Consider the following 20,547-nt stretch of genomic DNA (forward strand, 5'->3'; position numbering starts at 1 on the left):
CGGGGGGCAGGTTGCGGGCGGCCTTCCGGTTGGCGCCGCGCGCATGAGACGGATACTGCTCGCGGTGCCCTCATGCTCTCGCTCATCCTGCTGGCCACCATCGCGCCTCGTGGCGCGCTCACCCTGGTGCCCATCGTCACGCTGATCAGCCTGCCCGATGTCGCCCGGATCTCCAGGGCCGCCGCGCTGGAGATCGCCGGTCGCCCCGCGCTGGAGGCCATGCGCCTGCAGGGGGAAAGCCGGTGGCGCATCACGGTCGGCTACGTGGGCCGTTCGATGCTCCGCACCCTCGCCGCCGACCTCGGCACCCGCCTGACAGGGGCGCTCTACCTCGTCGCCGCAGCCAGCTTCCTCGGCATCGGCGTCTCCCCCGACGCCGCCGACTGGGCCGTCATGGTGGACCGCAACCGCGGGGGGATGTTCCTCCAGCCGTGGGCGGTCGTCGTCCCCGCGTTACTGATCGTGGCGCTCTCCGTCGGCCTCAACCTCACCTTCGACCACGCCCTGCGCAGAAAGGCCCACCCGTGACCGATGTCATCGACCCGGCACGGCAAGGCTCACCAGTGATCGACGTCGTCGATCTGCGTGCGGAGCCGATCCTGCACGGGGTGAGCTTCCAGGTGCCCGCAGGGCAGGTGCTGGCCATCGTCGGCGCCTCGGGCAGCGGCAAGACCACCACCGCCCTGGCCCTGCTCGGCGAGCACCCGCCGGGCGTCGCGGTCACCGGCGCCGTCACGGTCGCAGGCCAACGGATCACCGCCGCGCGCCCACCCACTCCCGGCACCGTGGGCTTCATCCCGCAGCATCCCTCCTCGGTGCTCAATCCCGTCCGCAGGATCGGCGCCGTGCTCAGGGAGATCGCCACGCGACACGGGACCTCCGTCGAGGCGGCGCTGCGACGCGCCAGCCTGCCCTCCGATCGCGCCTTCCTGCGCCGCTATCCCCACCAGCTCTCCGGCGGCCAGCAGCAACGGCTCGCGGTGGCCCAGGCCCTGCTCGGCGATCCCGCTGTCATCGTGGCCGACGAGCCCACCACCGGCCAGGACACCGCCACCCGCGACGAGGTGGTGCGCGAACTGTCCGAACTGGCGCGGCAGGGCATCACGATCGTCCTGCTCAGCCACGACCTCGACATCGTACGGACCTTGGCCGGCCAGGTGGTCGTCCTTCGGGATGGCCAGGTGGTCGAGGCGGGCCCCACCGACTCGGTGCTGGCCGATCCGCGGGAGAAGTACACACGCGAACTGGTGGCCGCCCAACCCGGCGTGGATGACGTCACCACGCGAACCGTCGAGGCGGGGCCCCGGCTGGAGACGACCGGCCTGACCGCCAGGCACGGCCGCGCCACCGTTCTTCGAGAGGTGTCGGTGCGAGCCGCGGCGGGCGAATGCCTGGCCGTCGTGGGCCGCTCCGGCAGCGGGAAGACGACTCTCGCCCGGTGCATCGCCGGACTCCACCGGCCGCAGTCGGGGTCCGTACGCCTCGACGGTCGCGAGCTGACCCGCCGTACCAGGAAGGACCTGGCGGCGGTGCAGTACGTCTTCCAGGACGCCCGAGCCTCCTTCGACCCCCACCGGACAGTCCTCGACCAGGTGGCCCGCACCGCCGTACGGCTGCGCGACATGAGCACCGAACAGGCCAGGACCGCCGCCCTGGAGATCCTCGCGGAGGTCGGCCTGCCCGCCGACGCCATGCGCCGCCGGCCAGGTGGCCTGTCCGGCGGCGAACTGCAACGCTGCGCCCTGGCCCGCGCCCTGCTCGCCGAACCCTCCGTCCTGATCTGCGATGAGATCACTTCCGGGCTCGACACGCTCACCCGAGCCACGGTCCTCGACCACCTCCAGCGGCTCACCCGCCGACGCCACCTCACCCTCATCATGATCAGCCACGACCTTGGCGTGGTGGCCAGGATCGCCGACCACGTCGTCGTCATCCATGACGGTCAGGTGACCGGGCACGGGCCGGCCGCCGTCGTCCTGTCCCCCTTCGCCGCCGGAAAACGGGAGAACGCACTGTGACCCACGACTACGAACTCCGTGCAGCCGGGCCTGCCGACCTCGACGGTGCGCGCAGCGTCATGCTCGACACCTTCTACCACGACCTCGGCTACGGTTACCGCCCGGAATGGCACGCCGACGTCATCGACCTGGAGGGCGTCTACCTCCGCGATCCTCGGCACGGCCTGTTCGTCGCCGTGCACAGCGGACAGGTCGTGGCCACGACCGCCGTGCGCGCCGCCGGACCCAAGAGCCCGTCGCACCCGGCCTGGCTCGCCGAACGCTATCCCGATCGACACACCGCCCAGCTGTTCCGCGTCTACGTCCGCCCGGAGCACCGGCGCCGCGGGCTCGGCAGAGGGCTGGTCGAGCTGGCTCGCGCCTTCGTCGCGAACACCCCGGGCTACGGATACCTCTACCTGCACACCGACACCCGAGTTCCAGGGGCTGAGGCGTTCTGGCGCTCACTGGCGGCCGAGGTGCACGACGACCGCGACAGCGACGCACATGCCTTCCAGACGGTGCATTTCGAGATCCCCTGAGAATTCTGAAGCCGGCGGAGGCGCTGTGATGCGGGTGTGGGGCAGGGGGCCACCCCTCTGTGATCGGCTTCGCCGTCACCCCTGCCCCGCGGAACCCTCGTCGCGTACCCATACCGCGATCTGCGCCCGCGAGGTGAATCCCAGCTTGGTCAGAATGTGCTCGACGTGTCCCTCCGCGGTGCGCTGTGCGATCACCAGCGACGCCGCGATCTCCTTGTTCGTCAGCCCCTGTGCCACCAGCTCGGCGATCTGCCGCTCCCGCCGGGTCAGCCGCGCCGGTTCCTCAGCGCCGCCGCCCTGATCGCGGGCGGGCTGCTCCTCCTGCAACGCGTACGCCAGCGCCTCCTCCCGATCCAGCCGCGCCCCGCGCTCCACGGCCGCCTCGAACGCCCTCTCCCCCAGAGCCGCACGTGTCCGATCCTCACACGCGTCGTGATATCCGGCCAGATACCCGAACCCCGACATGCGCGCCCCCAGCGTCGCCCACACCGTGCCCGCGATCCCCAGCAGCCGCGCCGCCCGCTGGAACTCCTCCCGCGAGGCGGCGATCCACGCCAGCACCTCGACCGTGATCCCCGCCCCCAGCAGATCACCCAGCGACCGGTTGAACGCCAGGCTTTTCCGCTCCATCCCGAGCGCCTGCTTCAGTTCCCCCTGCCGCCACAGATCCACGCCGAGCGCCATCATCATGTACGCGCGGTGCCAGCCCTCCCCGTGCGCTTCGCACACCGCCAGGCACTCCCGTCCTGCCGCGACCGCCCGCTCAGGATGCCCCAGGAACGAGTGCGCCAGCGACACTCGGATCAGCGTCAGCGCCAGCCCTGTCGGATCTCCCGTACAGCAGTGCCGCTCCAGCGCCCGCTCGAGGTGCCTCAGTCCCTCCTCCGCCCGGTCCTCGCACATGGCGACCTGGCCGTCGAACAGCTCTACGTACATCAGGATCGAGTCATCCCCCAGCCGCTCCCCGATGCTCCGCCCCTCTCGCAGCATCGCCGCGGCGCTCGTGATGTCACCCTGGATCACCGCCAGCCAGGCCGCGGTCCACAGCGCGCGCCCACGTGTCGGACCAGGCGAGCGGACGACGGCCAGACCCCGCTCCAGCCAGCCGCGCCCCTCTCCTAGATGATCACTGGAGAGCCAGTGATACAGCAGGTCCGTGGCCATGCTCAGGCCGTCCTCACGTGTACCCGGCTCGGTCAGCGACGACTCCAGCGCGGCGCGTAGGTTGGCGTGCTCGGCCTGCAGACGCCGCAGCCATCGCAGCTGCATCGGCCCGAAGAACTCCGCCCGCGCCAGGCCCGCCAAGCCGCGGTAGTAGTCCCGGTGCCGGCCGCGCAGCGTATCCGCCTCACCGCAGCGGGCCAGGCGCTCGGCCCCATAGGCGCGCAGCGTCTCCAGCATCCGGTAACGTACGGATTCCTGGTGGTCGTCGCGCGTCAGCACGCACTTGTCCACCAGGCCGATCAGCAGGTCGACGACGTCCCGCCGGGCGATGCCGTCCCCCGAGCAGATCGTCTCGGCCGCCTCCAGGTCCAGATCTCCGGCGAACACCGACACCCGCCGCCACAGCAGTTGTTCCTCCTGTGAACACAGGGCGTAACTCCAGTCGATCAGCGCCCGCAGCGTCTGATGCCGGGGCAGCACGGCCCTGGACCCGGCCGACAGCAGTCGGAAGCGCTCATCGAGCCGATCCAGCAACTGCCGGGCCGACAGTGCGCGCAGACGCACGGCTGCCAGCTCGATCGCCAGCGGCAGCCCGTCGAGACGGCGAACGATCCGGCAGACGACGTCCCGGTTGTCCTCGGTGACGGCGAATCCCGGGTGAGCGGCCCGCCCCCGCTCGGCGAACAACCGCACGGCCTCACCCTGTGTGAACGCCTCCAGCGAGGAATGCGGCGCCTCACAGTCGGGCAGCGACAGCGGCGGCACGGGCAACGTCTGTTCCCCGGTGATCCCCAGCGGCTGCCGGCTCGTGGCCAGAATCCGCACCTCGGGCGCTGCCCGCAGCACCGTGTCGGCGAGCACGGCACACGGGGCCAGCTGATGCTCGCAGTTGTCCAAGATCACCAGAGCCTGCCTGCCACGCAGGTGATTCGTCAGCACCGTCAATGGCGGCGCGGCACTACGGTCGGGGACATCCAGCGCACCGGCCACCGCCCGTGCCACCAGATCGGTGCCCGCCCCCCTCGTATCGACCGGCAGCGCGGCCAGCTCCACCAGCCACACGCCGTCCCGAAAGGCCCGACGCACCTCTTGACCCGCCCGAATGGCCAGCCGGGTCTTGCCCACGCCGCCAGGGCCGGTCAGCGTCACCACTCTGGACACCGCCAGCAGCCTTCTGACCTCGGCCACCTCGTGCCGACGCCCCACGAAGCTCGTCACCTCCGCCGGCAGGCCGCCGTCGTGCCGCCCCCGGGAGGTCTTCGTCATCGCTGCCATGGTGCCTCATTGCGACGCAGGCCGCGGGTCACCGTTCGCGCCGCCCCCGTCGCTTTTGGCGATCGTTTCAATGTGGGCTCGGTGTATCACTTGCAGGCTATCAAATGGATCGATGGATCCTGAGTGGAGGAGAGCAAGCGATCATGGGTGGGCTTGTGATCCCGGCCGGCCCCGCTGCCACCGCAGCGATCTCGCCGGTTTCGTCACCCGAGGTGGTGACGTGCCGGATCGGCATGGTCGGGTACGCCGGCGACAGGGCGGTCTTGGCGCCGTCGCGATCCTGTCGGCGCGCGCCCGTCACCGCGACGGTGGCCGGCAAGCCGGTGGTGTCGGTGGTGTCGGTGGTGTCGGTGGTGTCGGTGGTGTCGGTGGTGTCGGTGGTGTCGGTGGTGTCGGTGGTGTCGGTGACGAAGAACCGCCTGTGACCGTTGACCTTGCTCCCGCGGGACCCCTGAGGCGTGACCCACCCCCGGATAATCCATATAGGTATGAATACGGGTATTTGTACCGTTTTCTACGTTCGGTCTTCACGGCAGACTGGCAGCACGGTAAAGGTTCCACCCCGACAGGCGAAGGATTGAAGGAGGAGCCATGTGCGAGCACCAGCCTCACTGCCCTCCGGTGCACGCTCCCGACCGTGGGGCCGCCCACCTCGTGGCCTTCCACCCCGAGCAGGGGTGGTGGCTGCTCTGCAACGGTTTGGTGGTCTTCGACGACGCCGGAGAGCTGATGCCCGACGGGCGCAGCGTTCCGGCCCGCCTCCGGGAGCGGGCGGCATGAACTCCTCCGCCGCCCTCACCTGCCGGCCACCCGGCGCGGTCTCGCTCGCCGTGCCGGCCCTGGGAAGCCGCGAGGCGCGCCCCCGCGGCCGGTTCAGGACGCTCCTGCGCCGCCTCGCCGGGCTGGACGCCGGCACCGGACACCGTGACGCCTCCTGGTGGCTGGCCCGGCACCCCTCCTCGGTGGGCAGGGCGCGCCGGCTGACCCGGGAACGGCTGACCGCCTGGGACCTCGCCGAGCAGAGCGTCGCCGCCGAGCTGCTCGTCAGTGAGCTGGTCACCAACGCGCTGCGGCACGCCCGGGGGACGGTCTCGCTCACCCTCTCCCTCCAGGACGGCCTGCTGCGCTGCGAGGTCGAGGACGCCGAGCCGCTGCTGCCCAGCCCGCGGACGGTTCACGACGACGACGAGGGTGGGCGGGGGCTCCACCTGGTGGACTCCCTGGCCTGCTGCTGGGGCAGTGCCCGCACCCCCGGGGGCAAGGCCGTCTGGTTCGAGCTTCCCGCTTCCCGCGTCGCCACGGCCGACGCCCCGTAGCCGGCGCAGGGGCCGGCCCCTCCTCCCCCGCCGGACGCGGCGGGCACCCGCCGCGCCCGGCCCGCCCCACCCCGCCTCCCCCGCTCCCCCGCCGGCGGTCCCGTCCGCGGGACCGCCGGCACCCCCGCCGTCGCGTCGTCCCCAACGACGGGGGGAGCGCCTCCCGGTGGGTGAACGCGGCGCCCCGCCTGAGGGCCGCGTCGAACGGCGACCCGCGACCAGGGACATCATCGGTGCGCTGATCGGAGTGGCCGGTGGCTTCCTGTGGGAGAAGCACCTCGCCCGTGGGCGAAGGCCGATCTCGCCGACGCCATGAGGAACGCCGGTACCCGGGTCAGGTCCAGGGTGCCCTGGGCCGGCTCCCGTCTCGGTCATGTGGCTGACGCTCCCCACCTCGACCACATGACCTGAACCCCGAACGGCTCCCAATGGCCCATCGGGCCAGCGGCCGGGGACTTTGGTCCCTGCCGTGGTCAGGCGGCAGGCACGAATCTTGACCCATGTCCGCTGTTACCCCTGGGGCGAGGAAAGACCTGTGACTGATATCGACTCCACCCCCGGCATGGGGCCGTTGCTCGCCGCCCGGACGTTCTTCACCAGATCAGAGATATCGGCCGACGGCCGCACCCTGCACCAGATCAATCCCAGTGGCTGGGATCGCTTCTACCGGGATCGGTGGGCGCACGACAAGGTGGTGCGCTCGACGCATGGCGTGAACTGCACGGGATCGTGCTCGTGGCAGGTGTTCGTCAAGGACGGGCTGATCACGTGGGAGCACCAGGCGACCGACTACCCGTCGGTCGGACCCGATTCGCCCGAGTACGAGCCGCGCGGTTGCCCCCGCGGCGCGTCCTTCTCCTGGTACACCTATTCGCCCTCGCGGGTGCGCTACCCGTACGTGCGGGGCGTGCTGCTGGAGATGTGGCGCGAGACCAAAGCCAGGCTGGGCGATCCGGTGCTGGCGTGGGCGGAGCTGACCGGCGACCCGGAGCGGGCGCGGGCGTACAAGCGGGCGCGCGGCAAGGGCGGGTTCGTCCGCTCCAGCTGGGACGAGGTCCTGGAGCTGATGGCCGCGGCGCACGTGCACACGGTCAAGCAGTACGGCCCCGACCGGGTGGTGGGGTTCTCGCCGATCCCGGCCATGTCGATGGCGTCGTTCGCGGCCGGCACGCGGTTCCTGTCGATGATCGGCGGCACACTGCTGTCCTTCTACGACTGGTACGCCGACCTGCCGATCGCCTCCCCGCAGGTGTGGGGCGACCAGACGGACGTGCCGGAGGCGGCGGACTGGTGGAACTCCCGCTATCTGATCATGTGGGGTTCCAACATCCCGGTCACCCGCACTCCCGACGCCCACTTCATGACCGAGGCCCGTTACCAGGGCACGAAAGTGGTCGCGGTCAGCCCCGACTACGCCGACAACGTCAAGTTCGCCGACGACTGGCTGGCGCCGCACCCGGGCACGGACGGCGCGCTCGCCATGGCCATGGGGCACGTCGTGCTGACGGAGTTCTTCCGCGACCGCCAGGTCCCTTATTTCACCGACTACGTCCGGAAATACACGGACCTTCCATTCCTGGTGACGCTGGAACCGCGCGGTGACGCGTACGTGCCGCGCCGCTTCCTCACCGCCGCCGACCTGCTCGGGGACGGGGACGACGCCGGTGAGAACGCCGAGTTCAAGACCGTCTTCCTGGACTCCGGGACGGGCGCGCCCGTCGTGCCGAACGGCTCGCTGGGCTTCCGCTGGGGCCAGGAGGGCGAGGGCCGCTGGAACCTCGACCTGGGCGGCGCGGACCCGGAGCTGACGCTGTTCGACCGGTCGGAGCGGGCGGTCGCCGTCGACCTGCCGCGCTTCGACGAGGGCGCCACCGAGGGCGGCACGGTCATGCGCCGCGGCGTGCCGGTCACCGAGGTGGGCGGCAAGCTGGTCACCACGGTCTTCGACCTGCTCATGGCCCAGTACGGCGTCGCCCGCGACCTGCCGGGCGAGTGGCCGGAGTCGTACCTGGACGCGAGCCGGCCGTACACGCCGGCGTGGGCGGAGGAGATCACCTCGGTGCCCGCCGCGACGATCGCCAGAATCGCCCGCGAGTTCGCCCGCAACGCCGAACGCACCCGGGGCAAGTCGATGATCGCGATGGGTGCGGGCACCAACCACTGGTTCCACTCCGACCAGATCTACCGCTCGTTCCTCACGCTGGTGCTGCTGACCGGCTGCCAGGGCGTCAACGGCGGCGGCTGGGCGCACTACGTCGGCCAGGAGAAGGTCCGCCCGATCACCGGATTCCAGCACCTCGCCTTCGCCTTCGACTGGCAGCGGCCGACCCGGCACATGGCCGGGACCGCGTTCTGGTACCTGGCCACCGACCAGTGGCGTTACGAGCAGTTCGGAGCGGGCGAACTCGCCAGCCCGCTCGGCTCCGGCGCCTTCGACGGCAAGTCGTTCGCCGACTGCAACGCCCAGGCCGCGAGGCTCGGCTGGCTGCCCTCGCAGCCGACCTTCAACCGCAACCCGCTCACCCTCGCCGACGAGGCCGGCCGGGCCGGCATCCCGGTGGCCGAGCACGTCGCGAACGAGCTGAAGTCCGGAAATCTCCGTTTCGCCGCCGAGGACCCGGGTGACCCGGCCAACTTCCCCCGCGTGCTGACCGTGTGGCGGGCCAACCTGCTCGGCTCCTCCGGCAAGGGCAACGAGTACTTCCTGCGGCACCTGCTCGGCACCGACGCCGAGACCCGTAACCAGGAAGGACTGCACCCGGCCGAGGTGACCTGGCGCGAAGAGGCCGCCGAGGGCAAGCTCGACCTGCTCACCGCGATCGACTTCCGGATGACGTCCACGGCGCTGTTCTCCGACATCGTGCTCCCGGCCGCCACCTGGTACGAGAAGCACGACCTGTCCAGCACGGACATGCACCCGTTCGTGCACGCGTTCAACCCGGCCATCGCCCCGCCGTGGCAGACGCGCAGCGACTACGACGCCTTCCTCGCCCTCGCCGACCGCTTCTCCGAGCTGGCCGCCGATCACCTGGGCAGGCGCACCGACGTGCTGGCCGTTCCGCTCACGCACGACACCCCCGACGAGCTCGCCCAGCCGGGCGGCCGGGTGCGTGACTGGAAATACGGTGAATGCGAGCCCGTACCCGGCAGGACGATGCCGAAGATCGTGACGATCGAGCGCGACTACGCCGCCGTCGGCGAGCGCATGCGCTCCATCGGGCCGCTCTTCGCCGAGTCGGGCCTGACGACCAAGGCCGTGACCTACCGGGTCGGCCCGGAGCTCGACTACCTGGCCGTCAAGAACGGCACCGACGGCGAGGGACGCGTCTCGCTGGACACCGCCGACCGGATGTGCGAGGCCATCCTCGCGCTGTCGGGCACCACCAACGGCCGCCTGGCCACTCAGGGCTTCGAGAGCCTGGAGCGGCGCACCGGCACGAAGCTGGCCGACCTGTCGGCCGAGCACGAGGGCAAGCGCATCACGTTCGCCGACACGCAGTCCAGGCCGCAGCCGGTGATCACGTCACCCGAGTGGTCCGGGTCGGAGACCGGCGGACGCCGTTACTCCGCCTTCGTGATCAACGTCGAGCGGGACAAGCCCTGGCACACCCTGACGGGCCGCCAGCAGTTCTTCCTCGACCACGACTGGATCACCGAGCTGGGCGAGCAGCTGCCCGCCTACCGGCCGCCGCTCAACATGGGCCGCCACTACGGTGACCAGGGCGACGGCGGGGCGGCCGAGGTCACCGTGCGCTACCTGACCCCGCACTCGAAGTGGTCCATCCACTCCGAATACCAGGACAACGCCTACATGCTCGCCCTCTCGCGCGGCGGGCCGACGATCTGGATGAGCACCGAGGACGCCGCCGCGATCGGGGTCGCCGACAACGACTGGATCGAGGCGTACAACCGCAACGGCGTGGTCGTGGCCAGGGCGGTCGTCTCGCACCGCATGCCGGCCGGGACCGTGTACATGTACCACGCCAAGGACCGCAACGTGAACGTGCCGCTCACCGAGAGATCGGGCCGGCGCGGCGGCGTGCACAACTCCCTCACCCGGCTGCTGCTCAAGCCCAGCCACCTCATCGGCGGGTACGCGCAGTTCACCTACGCATTCAACTACTACGGGCCGACCGGCAACCAGCGTGACGAGGTCACCGTGATCCGCCGCCGCGGCCAGGAGGTGACCTACTGATGCGTGTCATGGCACAGGTGGCCATGGTGATGAACCTGGACAAGTGCATCGGTTGTCACACCTGCTCCGTCACCTGCAAGCAGACCTGGACCAACCGGGACGGCGTCGAGTACGTCTGGTTCAACAACGTCGAGACCAAGCCCGGCGTCGGCTACCCCAAGCGCTACGAGGACCAGGAGCGCTGGCACGGCGGCTGGGAGCTCGACCGGCGCGGGCGGCTCAGGCTCCGCGCCGGCGGCCGGGGCAAGCGGCTGCTCAGCCTGTTCGCCAACCCGAACCTGCCGGACCTGGACGACTACTACGAGCCGGCCACCTACGACTACGACACCCTCATCAACGCCCCCGCCGGGCCGCACGTCCCGGTCATCCGCCCCAAGTCGGCCATCACCGGGCGGGACATGGCGATCACCTGGGGCGCGAACTGGGAGGACGACCTGGGCGGCGCCCCCGAGCACGCCCCGGCCGACCCCAACCTCGCGGCCATGGTGGAGAAGGTGAGGATGGAGTTCGACAAGACCTTCATGTTCCACCTGCCGCGCATCTGCGAGCACTGCCTCAACCCGGCCTGCGTCGCCGCCTGCCCCTCCGGCGCGATGTACAAGCGGGAGGAGGACGGCATCGTCCTGGTGGACCAGGACCGCTGCCGCGGCTGGCGCATGTGCGTCTCGTCCTGCCCGTACAAGAAGGTGTACGTCAACCACAAGACCGGCAAGGCCGAGAAGTGCACCTTCTGCTTCCCCCGCATCGAGGCGGGGCAGCCGACCGTGTGCGCCGAGACCTGCGTCGGCCGGCTGCGCTACATCGGCCTCATCCTGTACGACGCCGACGCCGTTCTCGACGCCGCCCGCGTCGCCGACCCGCGCGACCTGCTGGAGGCCCAGCGCCGGGTCTTCCTCGACCCCGACGACCCCGAGGTGGCCGCGGCCGCCCGGGCTGACGGGATCAGCGAGGACTGGATCGAGGCCGCGCGACGCTCGCCGATCTACCGGCTGGCCATGCGCTACCGGGTGGCGCTGCCGCTGCACCCCGAATACCGCACGCTGCCCATGGTCTGGTACATCCCGCCGCTGTCACCGGTGCTCGACGCCGTCACCGGCATGGGCGCCGACGCCGACGACCCGGACAACGTCTTCCACGCCATCACCGACCTGCGCATCCCGCTGGAGTACCTGGCGAGCCTGTTCTCCGCCGGAGACACCGGCGTCGTGGCCGGGGTGCTGATGAAGCTGTCGGCCATGCGCTCGTACATGCGGGCCCGGACCCTCGACGGCAGCGTGGCCTCGGACCTGCTGGAGTCGGCCGGGATGACGGCGCAGGACATGGAGGAGATGTACCGGCTGCTGGCCGTCGCCAAGTACGACGAGCGCTACGTCGTGCCCGCCGCCCACCGCGAGGACGCCGCCGCGCTGTCCGCGCAGGTGGACGGGTGCAGCCTGGACGGTGACGGCGGGCCCGGGATGAGCGGGTTCCACCCGGCCGGCGTGACCGGGCGCCGCGGCGACGGCCGCGTGGGGCTCAAGCTCTTCGTCGGCAGGGGAGGCGCGGCGTGAAGCTCCGCACCTGGCCCCGCCGCCTCACACCCGCCGCGCCCGCCAGGCCCGGCCGGCCCGGTCATCCCGGTGAGCCCGCCCGGCAGGCCGGGCGGGCGCTGCCCGAGCTCTGCCCGCAGGACCGGGCGACGCTGCTTCGGCTTGTGTCGCTGCTGCTGCAGTATCCCGACCCCGGCCTGATCGCCGCCCGCGACGAGCTGGCCGCGGCCGTGGGCCGGTTGCCGGAGTCGGCGGCGCGCGAATCGCTGACGCGGTTCGTCGAGTGGTTCCGCGCCACCGAGCCGATGGCGCTGGCGCGCGCCTACGTCGAGACGTTCGACCTGCGCCGCAAGTCCAGCCTCTACCTCACCTACTACCTGCACGGCGACACCCGCCGCCGCGGCATGGCCCTGCTGACGCTCAAGCAGCGCTACCGGGTGGCCGGGCTCACCCCGCCGGAGGGCGAGCTGCCCGACTTTCTCCCCGTGGTCTGCGAATTCGCCGCCCTGGCCGGTCCCGCCGCCGGTGAGGCGGCGCTGCGCCAGCACCGCAAGGGCCTGGAGCTGATCCGCACCGCGCTGCACGACGGCGGCTCGCCGTACGCGGGGGTCCTCGACGCGCTCTGCGCCGAGTTGCCCGGCCTGTCGGAGGCCGAGCGGGCCGCGGTGGCCGATCTCGCACTGGCGGGACCGCCCGCCGAGGAGGTGGGGCTGGCCCCGTTCGGTCCGCCCCTGAACGAATTGGAGGTGCGGCCGTGAGCGTCGCGCTCTGGGTGGTCGTGCCCTACATCGCTTTGACGGTCTTCGTCGTCGGTCACGTCTGGCGCTGGCGCGTCGACCAGTTCGGCTGGACGACGCGTACCACGCAGGTTCTGGAGAGCCGGCTGCTGCGGCTCGGCTCCCCGCTGTTCCATCTCGGCGCGTTCGCCGCCATCGGCGGTCACGTGCTCGGCCTGCTCGTCCCGAAGAGCCTGACCGAGGCGGTCGGCGTCGACGAGCACCTCTACCATCTGGTGTCGGTGAGCGCCGGAACCGTGGCCGGGCTCATGGTGGTCGCGGGCCTGGGGCTGCTGCTGGCCCGCCGCTTCACCAGCCCGCGGGTGCGCCGCACCACGACCCGCGCGGACAGGGTCCTGTTCACCGTGCTGGCCGCGGTGATCCTGCTCGGCATGACCGCGACCGTGGGCAAGAACCTGCTCGGCGGCGGCTACGACTACCGCGCCACCATCGCCGTCTGGTTCCGCGGCGTCCTGACCTTCCGCCCCGACCCCGGCCTGATGGCGGACGTGCCGCTGATCTTCCAGCTGCACGCGCTGTCGGCGTGGGCGCTCGCCGCGATCTGGCCGTTCACCCGGCTCGTCCACGTGTGGTCGGCGCCGATCGCGTACCTGTGGCGGCCCTACGTCGTCTACCGGCGGCGCACCCCGCTCGGCGTACGCCGATGACCGGCGTCCGGCGTTTCACGGCGAGGAGCGAGAAATGAGCGTTGTCCAGGCGGCGGCGGTGGTGCTGGGCGCCGCCGGCGGCGCGTGACGGGCCCGGAACGGTGAACCCATGCGAACCGACACTTTCGTCACCGCACGAGTACCCATCCCACAGCTGGAGGACTGTGTGCTGTCCATCGCCGATCACTTCACCGAAGCGTTCCACGCCGAGCACCGCGAGGTCAGGGATCTGCTGCTCGCGCTGATCGACGCCTTCAAGAGCGGCGACTCGGCGCAGGTCAGAAAACTGGTGGAGACGCTTTCTGAGGCCATCGGGCCGCACTTCCGCTACGAGGAGGAGGCCGTGTACCCGGGCCTGCTGCCCATCTTCGGCAGACAACACGTGGACAAGCTGCTCAGCGACCACGACGACACGATCCGCGGCATCCGCGAGCTCGCCGAACTGGCGGAGCTGGTGATGCTCAACGACCTGGAGGAGATCGGCGAGGACCAGGCCGCGTGGGGGATCGAGCTGGTGCGCGAGATCCTGCCGCACGTGAGCGACTGCGACGGCCTGTCGATCATGGTGGAGACGCTGCCGGAGGACGACGTCGTGCACATCCTGGCCACCCGCGACGCGGCCAGGGAGACGAACGCCGACCTGCTGACCTGGGCGCGTACGATGCGGGCGCGTCATGTGTGAGACCGCGCCCCCCGTCCTGATCCAGGGCGGCATGGGCGTCGCGGTGTCCGGATGGCGGCTGGCACGCGCCGTCGCCCGGACCGGGCAACTCGGCGTGGTGTCGGGCACCGCGCTGGACATCACCCTGGCCCGCCGGCTGCAGCGCGGCGACCCCGGCGGGCACCTGCGCCGGGCGCTGGCCCGCTTCCCGGTGCCCGCGATCGCCGAGCGGGTGCTGAGCCGCTACTTCGTGCCCGGCGGGACGGAGCCCGGGCAGCCGTACCGGCCGGTGCCCCGGCTCGGACTGCGGCCCAATCGCGCCCGCGACGAGCTGATCGTCGTCGCCAACTTCGCCGAGGTCTTCCTCGCCCGGGAGGGGCACGACGGCGTGATCGGCGTCAACTACCTGGAGAAGGTCCAGCTGGCCACGCCGGCCGCCGTCTACGGGGCGATGCTGGCCGGCGCCGACTACGTGCTGATGGGCGCCGGCATCCCGGCGGAGATCCCGCACCTGCTCGACGAGTTCGCCGCGCACCGCCCGGCCGAGATCACGGTCACCGTGGCCGGCGCCGACGACACGCGGCACACGATCGGCCTCGACCCGGCCGCGCTGTCGCCCCGCCCCGCCGAGCCGCTGCGGCGGCCGAAGTTGCTGGCGATCGTCTCCTCGCACGTGCTGGCCGCCTACCTGGCCCGATCCCCGCAGACGCGGCCCGACGGGTTCGTCGTGGAGACGCCGGTGGCCGGTGGGCACAGTGCGCCGCCGCGCGGCCGCCTGCGACTGGACGCGGCCGGTGAACCCCTGTACGGCCCGCGCGACGAGGTCGACACCGGCAAGGTCGCGGCGCTCGGGTTGCCGTTCTGGCTGGCCGGCGGCTACGGCACTCCCGATGGGCTGGCCCGGGCACTGGCCGCGGGGGCCACCGGCGTCCAGGCCGGCTCGGCGTTCGCGCTGTGCCGCGAATCCGGGTTCGACGACGGGCTCAGGCGCCGCCTGCTGCGTGACGCCGCCGCCGGAACCCTGGAGGTCCGCAACGACCCGCGCGCCTCGCCGACCGGCTTCCCGTTCAAGGTCGCGCAGGTGCCCGGGACCCTGTCCGAGCCCGGGATCCACCAGCGGCGGCCCCGGCTGTGCGACCTGGGTTACCTGCGGACCCCGTACGTCAAACCCGACGGCGCGGTCGGCTACCGCTGCCCCGCCGAGCCCGTCGACACCTACGTGCGCAAGGGCGGGGCCGCCGAGGAGGCCGCGGGCCGCCAGTGCCTGTGCAACGGCCTGACCGCCGCCATCGGCCTGGGCCAGCACCGCGGCGACGGCTACCGGGAGCCCGCCCTGCTCACCCTGGGCCAGGAGGCCGCCTTCCTCGACGGGCTGCCCGAGAACCACTCGGCCGCCGACGTCGTGCACCGCATCCTGCTGGGAGCACCCGCATGACCGGCACCCCACACCGCACCGCCCTCTCGGAACGGACCGGAGGTCATCCGGAACGAGGACCTTGGTCGATATCCCGCGCCGGGCCCCTGGGCTGGGATGTAGCCGGAAGCACGCGCTGGTGCGTGATGACAGTGATGAGGAAGGATGATGATGACCGGCAAGAAGGATCCGGCCGTCGCCGGCGGCAGACCCGCGCTCATGCTCGGCTTCGCGACCCTCGGTTTCGCGTTGAACTTCTGGGCCTGGGCGTTGCTCAGCCCGCTGGGGCCGCGGTTCAAGGACCTGCTCGGCCTGTCGTCTGCCCAGCAGGCCCTGCTGGTCGCCGTCCCGGTGATCGTCGGCTCGCTGGGCCGTATCCCGGTCGGCGCGCTCACCGACCGCTTCGGCGGCCGGGTGATGTTCCCGCTGATCTCGGCCGCCGGCATCGTGCCCGTCGTGTTCATCGGGGTGGCCGGGCAGAGCTCGCTGCCGATGCTGCTGGTCGGCGGGTTCTTCCTGGGCGTCGCCGGAACGGTGTTCGCGGTGGGCGTGCCGTTCGTCAACGCCTGGTTCCCGCCGCGACGCCGTGGCCTGGCCATCGGCGTCTTCGGCGCCGGCATGGGCGGCACCGCGATCAGCGCCCTGACCACGGTCAAGCTCGTCGAGTTCGGCGGCTCGGCCACCCCCTTCCTCATCACCGCGATCGCGCTGGCTCTCTACGCCGCCGTCGCCTGGCTGGTCATGCGCGACGCCCCGGGCCGCACCGTCGCGGCGCAGCCGCTGCTGGAACGGCTCGCGGCCACCGCCAAACTGCCGATCACCTGGCAGGCCTGTGTCCTGTACGCCGTGACGTTCGGCGGCTACGTCGCCTTCTCCGTCTACCTGCCCGCCTATCTGCAGACCGGCTACGGGCTGGAGCAGGCCGACGCCGCCAACCGCATGGCCGGATTCGTGATCCTCGCGGTCGTGATGCGGCCGGTCGGCGGCTGGCTGTCCGACAGGATCGGTTCGATCCCGGTTCTGGTCGGCGTGCTCGTCGTGGTCGCCGTCGCGGCGGCGGTCCAGGCCCTCACGCCCGGCCTGATGCCGGTGGGCACGATCGCCTTCCTGACCATGGCCGCCGCGTTGGGCGCGGGCAGCGGTGCCACCTTCGCGCTCGTCGCGCAGGCCGCGCCGGCCGACAAGGTCGGCGCGGTCACCGGGCTGGTCGGCGCCGCAGGAGGGCTGGGCGGGTTCGTGCCGCCGCTGCTGATGGGCTTCATCTACGGTGAACTCGGCTCCTACGGGCTCGGCCTGGCGCTGCTGGCCGCGGCCTCGGCACTGACCGTGGTCCTGACGGTGACCGTGGTCCGCATGACGGCCTCGCGGCGCCTCACCGCGGCGGCGTAGCCGTTCAGGTACGTGGTCGACCGTGTCCGCCGGGGTCGGTGACGAAGGCGGTGGGCGGGCCGACGCGCTCCGTCACGATAGGGAGATGCCCGAATGCCGACCTATGTCCACATAGAAAAGGGCCGGCCGCCCGGCCCGCGGTCGCCGCGGAGGAGGCCACGGCGATAAGCGGCTCGGCGAGCGGCTGACCTACCGCTTCCGCGCCGACTTCGCCGGCGCGTGGCTCTACCACTGCTCGACCATGCCGATGACCCAGCACATCGCCAACGGCATGTACGGCGCCGTCATCATCGACCCGCCGGACCTGCCGAAGGTGGACCGTGAGTACCTCCTGGTCCAGGGCGAGCTGTATCTCGGCGAGCCGGGCGGCCAGGCCCAGGCCGGCGAGATCCGGCGGGGCGATCCCGACGGGTGGATGTTCAACGGCACCGCCGCCGGCTACGACCACGCCCCGCTGCGGGCCGAGGCCGCCGGCCCTTCCTCGTGCTGTCCGGCGACCGGTCATGCGTCCCGACGCGGCCGGCCTCATCCGGTCAGGAGTTCCGAAGCCGCGGATCACCCGCCGGGCGCGCGGGCGGGTCCGGGATCGCCCCGACGTACACCCAGGCGCCCGCCTCGCGGACGAACCGGCTGTGCTCGTCGAGCCGCCCCTCGGCCCCGCGCTCGACGTAGTGGGCGCGGAAGCGCACGGTGCCCTCGGTGTGGAACGCGCTGCCGCCGGTCGTCTCCAGGACCTCCAGGCCGGTCCACCGCAGCGAGCGGTCGAGGTCGAGGCGCGGCGGCCGGGTCCGCGGATGCCAGGTGCGCAGGAGGTACGCCGCGTCGCCGACGCTGAAGGCGCTGTACCGCGAGCGCATGAGCGCCTCCGCGGTGGGCGCGGTGGCCTCCCCCCGGTGCAGCCGCCCGCAGCAGTCGCGGTAGGGCGCGGGCAGCCCGCACGGGCAGGGACCGGCGGATGCGGCGGACGGATGCGGGGAGCGTGAGCTGCGTCGGGACACGTCCCCATTGTGCCCGGCGCCGCGACCGCCCCGGTTCCCGGCGGAGGACGACGCGACGGTCAGGGCAGGGTCCAGGTGACCCTTCGTTTCAAAGAGCCGTGAGTGTCATAGGACCGAGCCCAGCCGAGGGTCTCGAACCGGCCGTTCTCCTGGTTGATCCACTTGTCCTCGCGGTTGAAGTTGTAGCGGTCGTAGGCGTGGACGGTGATCTCCATGGTGGCCTGGCCGCCGTCGACCCGGACGTCCGCGCTGCCCCAGATGGAGTGGCGGCCCAGCGCGAACTCCCAGTTCTTGGTCTCCGTCTGCTTGATCGCCGCCGGTTCGCCGGTCATCTGGAAGTCCCGTCGCCCGGTCTCCCGGTGGATGCGCTCGGCGTTCTCCTGGGCGCGGCGGATCTCCGCGTCCACGGCCTCACGGATCAGCTTGTCGTCGCGGTACGCCTTGTCGTAGTCGATGTGGTAGTCGCTGCCGTCACCCTCCAGGTAGTGCTTGAAGGTGGCGGCCGCCTCGTCGAACCCCGGCGTCGCCTCCTCGGCGAGTTGCAGCGCCCGCCACTTGTGCCAGGCCGTGTGGTCATCGAGCGAGGGTCTGGCGTCCGGGTCGTACGGCCAGGGGTCGTCGTAGGGGATGCCGGGGTCCCGGGCCGGACCAAGGTCGTACCGGCCGTCACGCGGCCCCTCCTCGGGGCTGTTCAGGGGCGGGCGCGGGCGGCTCTCCGGCTGCCCTTCCACCAGCCAGGTCACGCCCGCGGACGAGGCGGCCAGACCCTTGACCCCGTACGCGCGGCGCAGTGGCGAGACCGCCGGGCGGACCGGGAACGACGGGGCCTTGGCGTGCAGGATGCGGCGCAGGCGGGTCTCCACGGCACGGATCAGCCTGCCGCCGAAGTACCGCTCGAGCCTGCCGCGCAGCGTCGCCACGGCCTTCCTGGCGAACGCCCGCAGCATCATGACGAAGCCGCGTGCCTGGAGCGCGGCGAGCCCGCCGGAGAGGGCGGCCATGGACGCCGCCCAGATCAGGGCGAGCAGGACGTAGGTCGCCAGGAATATCAGGACGGCCTTGACGATCTCGACGATCCGGGCGAACAGGTCACAGCCGTCCGCCAGGGCGTGCAGGGAGACGGTGAGGCTCTGCAGGTGCCCGGACCGCGCGTCGTCGGCGTGGTAGTCGGCCCAATGGCCGGTCAGCGCGTCGATGTGGTCGCCGTCGTTGTGCCGGGCCGCGTGGCCGACGGCACCGTGCGCCGCCGGGATCGTCTGCTCGTCGAGGGCGACGGCGCATGCGCGCAGGGCCGCCCCGCAGGCGCGGATGTGGTCTTCGTCCTCCGGCGGCCAGCGCACGCCGAGCAGGCTGAACGGGGCCTGCAGGTCCGGGGAGAGGGTGAGTGCCATGTGAGCGTGAGGCCGGTCAGGCCGGTCGGCCGGGGTGGGAGGCGCCGGGGTCCTGCACGACGGCGGAGATGTCGGCCTCCGTCCGGCGGAGATCGTCGGCCATGCCGCGGATGCCGTCGCCGGTCTGGTGGAGGTGGGAGTGCAGCAGGCGGCAGACGTCGTCGAGCAGGTCACCGAGCCGGTCCATCGCCGCCCCGGTGGAGGTTCCGCCCCACGCCGTGTCCCCCGTACCGCGCACGGTCGCCAGCAGACCGCCGGTGTGCCGCTCGAAGTCGGCCGCGGCGTCCAGCATGCCCTGACCGGCGCCGCTCAGCAACGACCGATCGAAGCGCAACACCTCGGTCATCCGGTGTCCCTTCATCCCAATGACAACCACGAATGATCTTACTTCGGCCGGTGTGGGCGGCACGCCCCGCGGCCTGTCACGTGGCACGCCCCGTGGCCCGTCGCGCCAGGATGATCGTTTGTTCTACGCTGTCCGGCCATGAGCAGCGAAGCGAGCATGGACTTCGACGCGGTCGGCAAGCTGGCCGGAAAAGTGGGCGAGGCCCACAAGGCCGTCACGAAGGGGCGGACGGCCCTCGCCGGTGGTCCCGGGGCCGTGACCTACGTCCCCGTGCCCGGCATGCCGGGTTCCAACGCGTTCGGTGGCACGAGCGGGGCCGTCTCCGCCGGTTCCGCGCACGCCGATCTGCAGGCGTCGGCCGATGGCCTGGCGGAGATCCTCATCGGCGTGCTCCGTTCCGACGAGGGCAGGCTCCACAGGGTCATCAAGGCGTTCAGAGAGCTGGACGACGAGATCGCCGACCGGCTGTTCTCCGGGGCGAACGAGTCCTTCGACGTCTACAGCGCGCATGTGCACAGCCACGGCCTGCACGGGTACGACGACTTCGTCCGCACCGGCCAGATCGACAAACTCCACGAGGCCATGAACCGCGGGCCGTCGCTGCTGGGCGCCGACCTCAACGTCGTGACGCACAACGGGGACAACCCGAAGAACAACTCCTCCGGCGACGCCATTCACGACTTCAAGCAGGAGGGGTACACGGTCTACTCGGGCGCGGCCGACGAGACCGGCAAGGTCGTCGGCACGTCTCCCTCCGGTACCCGCATCGACCATGTCGCGGGTTCGCCGGCCTTCGATCTGAGCGGGCAGCCCGTCCTGGTCGACGGGGCCACCTCCGACCATGACGCGCAGCGGGTCGACGTGGACGTCCCCAACTGGTAGGCGG

General features: G+C 71.6%; 19 protein-coding genes and 1 pseudogene. 15 read left to right on the forward strand and 5 right to left on the reverse strand.

The window, feature by feature from the left end; genetic code table 11:
- Positions 1-72: 72 nt before the first annotated feature.
- The 3 genes from IEZ10_RS26990 to IEZ10_RS27000 are packed head-to-tail and all read left to right on the forward strand — an operon-like array spanning position 73 to position 2,539.
- Complete coding sequence (locus IEZ10_RS26990) at positions 73-528, forward strand: ABC transporter permease subunit (RefSeq protein ID WP_189249331.1); 456 nt, start codon at positions 73-75, stop codon at positions 526-528.
- Positions 525-2,018, forward strand: coding sequence for an ABC transporter ATP-binding protein (locus tag IEZ10_RS26995; protein WP_229811681.1), 1,494 nt, complete (start codon positions 525-527; stop codon positions 2,016-2,018). The genes IEZ10_RS26990 and IEZ10_RS26995 overlap by 4 nt, the downstream gene beginning before the upstream one ends.
- Positions 2,015-2,539: a GNAT family N-acetyltransferase gene (locus IEZ10_RS27000; protein ID WP_229811682.1), complete on the forward strand. Its 525-nt coding sequence runs from the start codon at positions 2,015-2,017 to the stop codon at positions 2,537-2,539. Before IEZ10_RS26995 ends, IEZ10_RS27000 begins: the two co-directional genes overlap by 4 nt.
- Before the next feature lie 75 nt (positions 2,540-2,614).
- Here IEZ10_RS27000 and IEZ10_RS27005 read toward each other — a convergent pair whose 3' ends face one another.
- Positions 2,615-4,978, reverse strand: a complete 2,364-nt coding sequence (locus IEZ10_RS27005) for an ATP-binding protein (protein WP_229811683.1) — start codon at positions 4,976-4,978, stop codon at positions 2,615-2,617.
- A gap of 104 nt (positions 4,979-5,082) precedes the next feature.
- Here IEZ10_RS27005 and IEZ10_RS27010 point away from each other — a divergent pair, with 104 nt between their 5' ends.
- The 11 genes and pseudogenes from IEZ10_RS27010 to IEZ10_RS39235 all read left to right on the forward strand — a co-directional run.
- Positions 5,083-5,403 (forward strand): hypothetical protein, encoded by a 321-nt coding sequence (locus tag IEZ10_RS27010; RefSeq protein WP_189249332.1) that lies wholly within the window; start codon positions 5,083-5,085, stop codon positions 5,401-5,403.
- A 166-nt stretch (positions 5,404-5,569) separates the two neighbouring features.
- Positions 5,570-5,758: a DUF5999 family protein gene (locus tag IEZ10_RS27015; RefSeq protein ID WP_189249333.1), complete on the forward strand. Its 189-nt coding sequence runs from the start codon at positions 5,570-5,572 to the stop codon at positions 5,756-5,758.
- Positions 5,755-6,294 (forward strand): ATP-binding protein, encoded by a 540-nt coding sequence (locus IEZ10_RS27020; RefSeq protein WP_189249334.1) that lies wholly within the window; start codon positions 5,755-5,757, stop codon positions 6,292-6,294. Before IEZ10_RS27015 ends, IEZ10_RS27020 begins: the two co-directional genes overlap by 4 nt.
- Positions 6,295-6,856: 562 nt before the next feature.
- On the forward strand, positions 6,857-10,489 hold the full coding sequence (locus tag IEZ10_RS27025; protein ID WP_189249481.1) for a nitrate reductase subunit alpha: 3,633 nt from the start codon (positions 6,857-6,859) through the stop codon (positions 10,487-10,489).
- Complete coding sequence (narH, locus tag IEZ10_RS27030; protein ID WP_189249335.1) at positions 10,489-12,039, forward strand: nitrate reductase subunit beta; 1,551 nt, start codon at positions 10,489-10,491, stop codon at positions 12,037-12,039. The genes IEZ10_RS27025 and narH overlap by 1 nt, the downstream gene beginning before the upstream one ends.
- Positions 12,036-12,776, forward strand: coding sequence for a nitrate reductase molybdenum cofactor assembly chaperone (gene narJ, locus IEZ10_RS27035; protein WP_229811684.1), 741 nt, complete (start codon positions 12,036-12,038; stop codon positions 12,774-12,776). The genes narH and narJ overlap by 4 nt, the downstream gene beginning before the upstream one ends.
- Positions 12,773-13,462: a respiratory nitrate reductase subunit gamma gene (gene narI, locus IEZ10_RS27040; RefSeq protein WP_189249336.1), complete on the forward strand. Its 690-nt coding sequence runs from the start codon at positions 12,773-12,775 to the stop codon at positions 13,460-13,462. Before narJ ends, narI begins: the two co-directional genes overlap by 4 nt.
- Before the next feature lie 109 nt (positions 13,463-13,571).
- Positions 13,572-14,144 carry a hemerythrin domain-containing protein gene (locus IEZ10_RS27045; protein ID WP_189249337.1) on the forward strand — a complete coding sequence of 191 codons (573 nt, stop codon included), beginning with the start codon at positions 13,572-13,574 and terminating at the stop codon, positions 14,142-14,144.
- A complete protein-coding gene (locus tag IEZ10_RS27050; RefSeq protein WP_189249338.1) occupies positions 14,137-15,558 on the forward strand; it encodes a nitronate monooxygenase in 1,422 nt (473 codons plus the stop codon). The genes IEZ10_RS27045 and IEZ10_RS27050 overlap by 8 nt, the downstream gene beginning before the upstream one ends.
- A gap of 147 nt (positions 15,559-15,705) precedes the next feature.
- Complete coding sequence (locus IEZ10_RS27055) at positions 15,706-16,926, forward strand: MFS transporter (protein WP_373287425.1); 1,221 nt, start codon at positions 15,706-15,708, stop codon at positions 16,924-16,926.
- A 184-nt stretch (positions 16,927-17,110) separates the two neighbouring features.
- Positions 17,111-17,173: pseudogene (locus IEZ10_RS39235) on the forward strand (hypothetical protein); the annotation flags it as partial.
- Here IEZ10_RS39235 and IEZ10_RS39240 read toward each other — a convergent pair.
- From IEZ10_RS39240 to IEZ10_RS27075, 4 genes are all read right to left on the reverse strand, one after another.
- Complete coding sequence (locus tag IEZ10_RS39240) at positions 17,152-17,355, reverse strand: hypothetical protein (protein ID WP_229811686.1); 204 nt, start codon at positions 17,353-17,355, stop codon at positions 17,152-17,154. The pseudogene IEZ10_RS39235 and the gene IEZ10_RS39240 sit on opposite strands and share 22 nt — an antisense overlap.
- Before the next feature lie 104 nt (positions 17,356-17,459).
- Positions 17,460-17,924, reverse strand: a complete 465-nt coding sequence (locus IEZ10_RS27065; RefSeq protein WP_189249339.1) for a YchJ family protein — start codon at positions 17,922-17,924, stop codon at positions 17,460-17,462.
- A 59-nt stretch (positions 17,925-17,983) separates the two neighbouring features.
- Complete coding sequence (locus IEZ10_RS27070) at positions 17,984-19,315, reverse strand: ATP synthase subunit I (protein ID WP_189249340.1); 1,332 nt, start codon at positions 19,313-19,315, stop codon at positions 17,984-17,986.
- A 16-nt stretch (positions 19,316-19,331) separates the two neighbouring features.
- Positions 19,332-19,661, reverse strand: coding sequence for a hypothetical protein (locus IEZ10_RS27075; protein ID WP_189249341.1), 330 nt, complete (start codon positions 19,659-19,661; stop codon positions 19,332-19,334).
- Positions 19,662-19,799: 138 nt separating this feature from the next.
- On the opposite strand from IEZ10_RS27075, the gene IEZ10_RS27080 reads away from it, so the two are divergent.
- Positions 19,800-20,543 carry a hypothetical protein gene (locus IEZ10_RS27080; RefSeq protein ID WP_189249342.1) on the forward strand — a complete coding sequence of 248 codons (744 nt, stop codon included), beginning with the start codon at positions 19,800-19,802 and terminating at the stop codon, positions 20,541-20,543.
- Positions 20,544-20,547: the final 4 nt, after the last annotated feature.

Source organism: Streptosporangium pseudovulgare, from assembly GCF_014648055.1.
In the GTDB taxonomy this organism is placed as follows: domain Bacteria; phylum Actinomycetota; class Actinomycetes; order Streptosporangiales; family Streptosporangiaceae; genus Streptosporangium; species Streptosporangium pseudovulgare.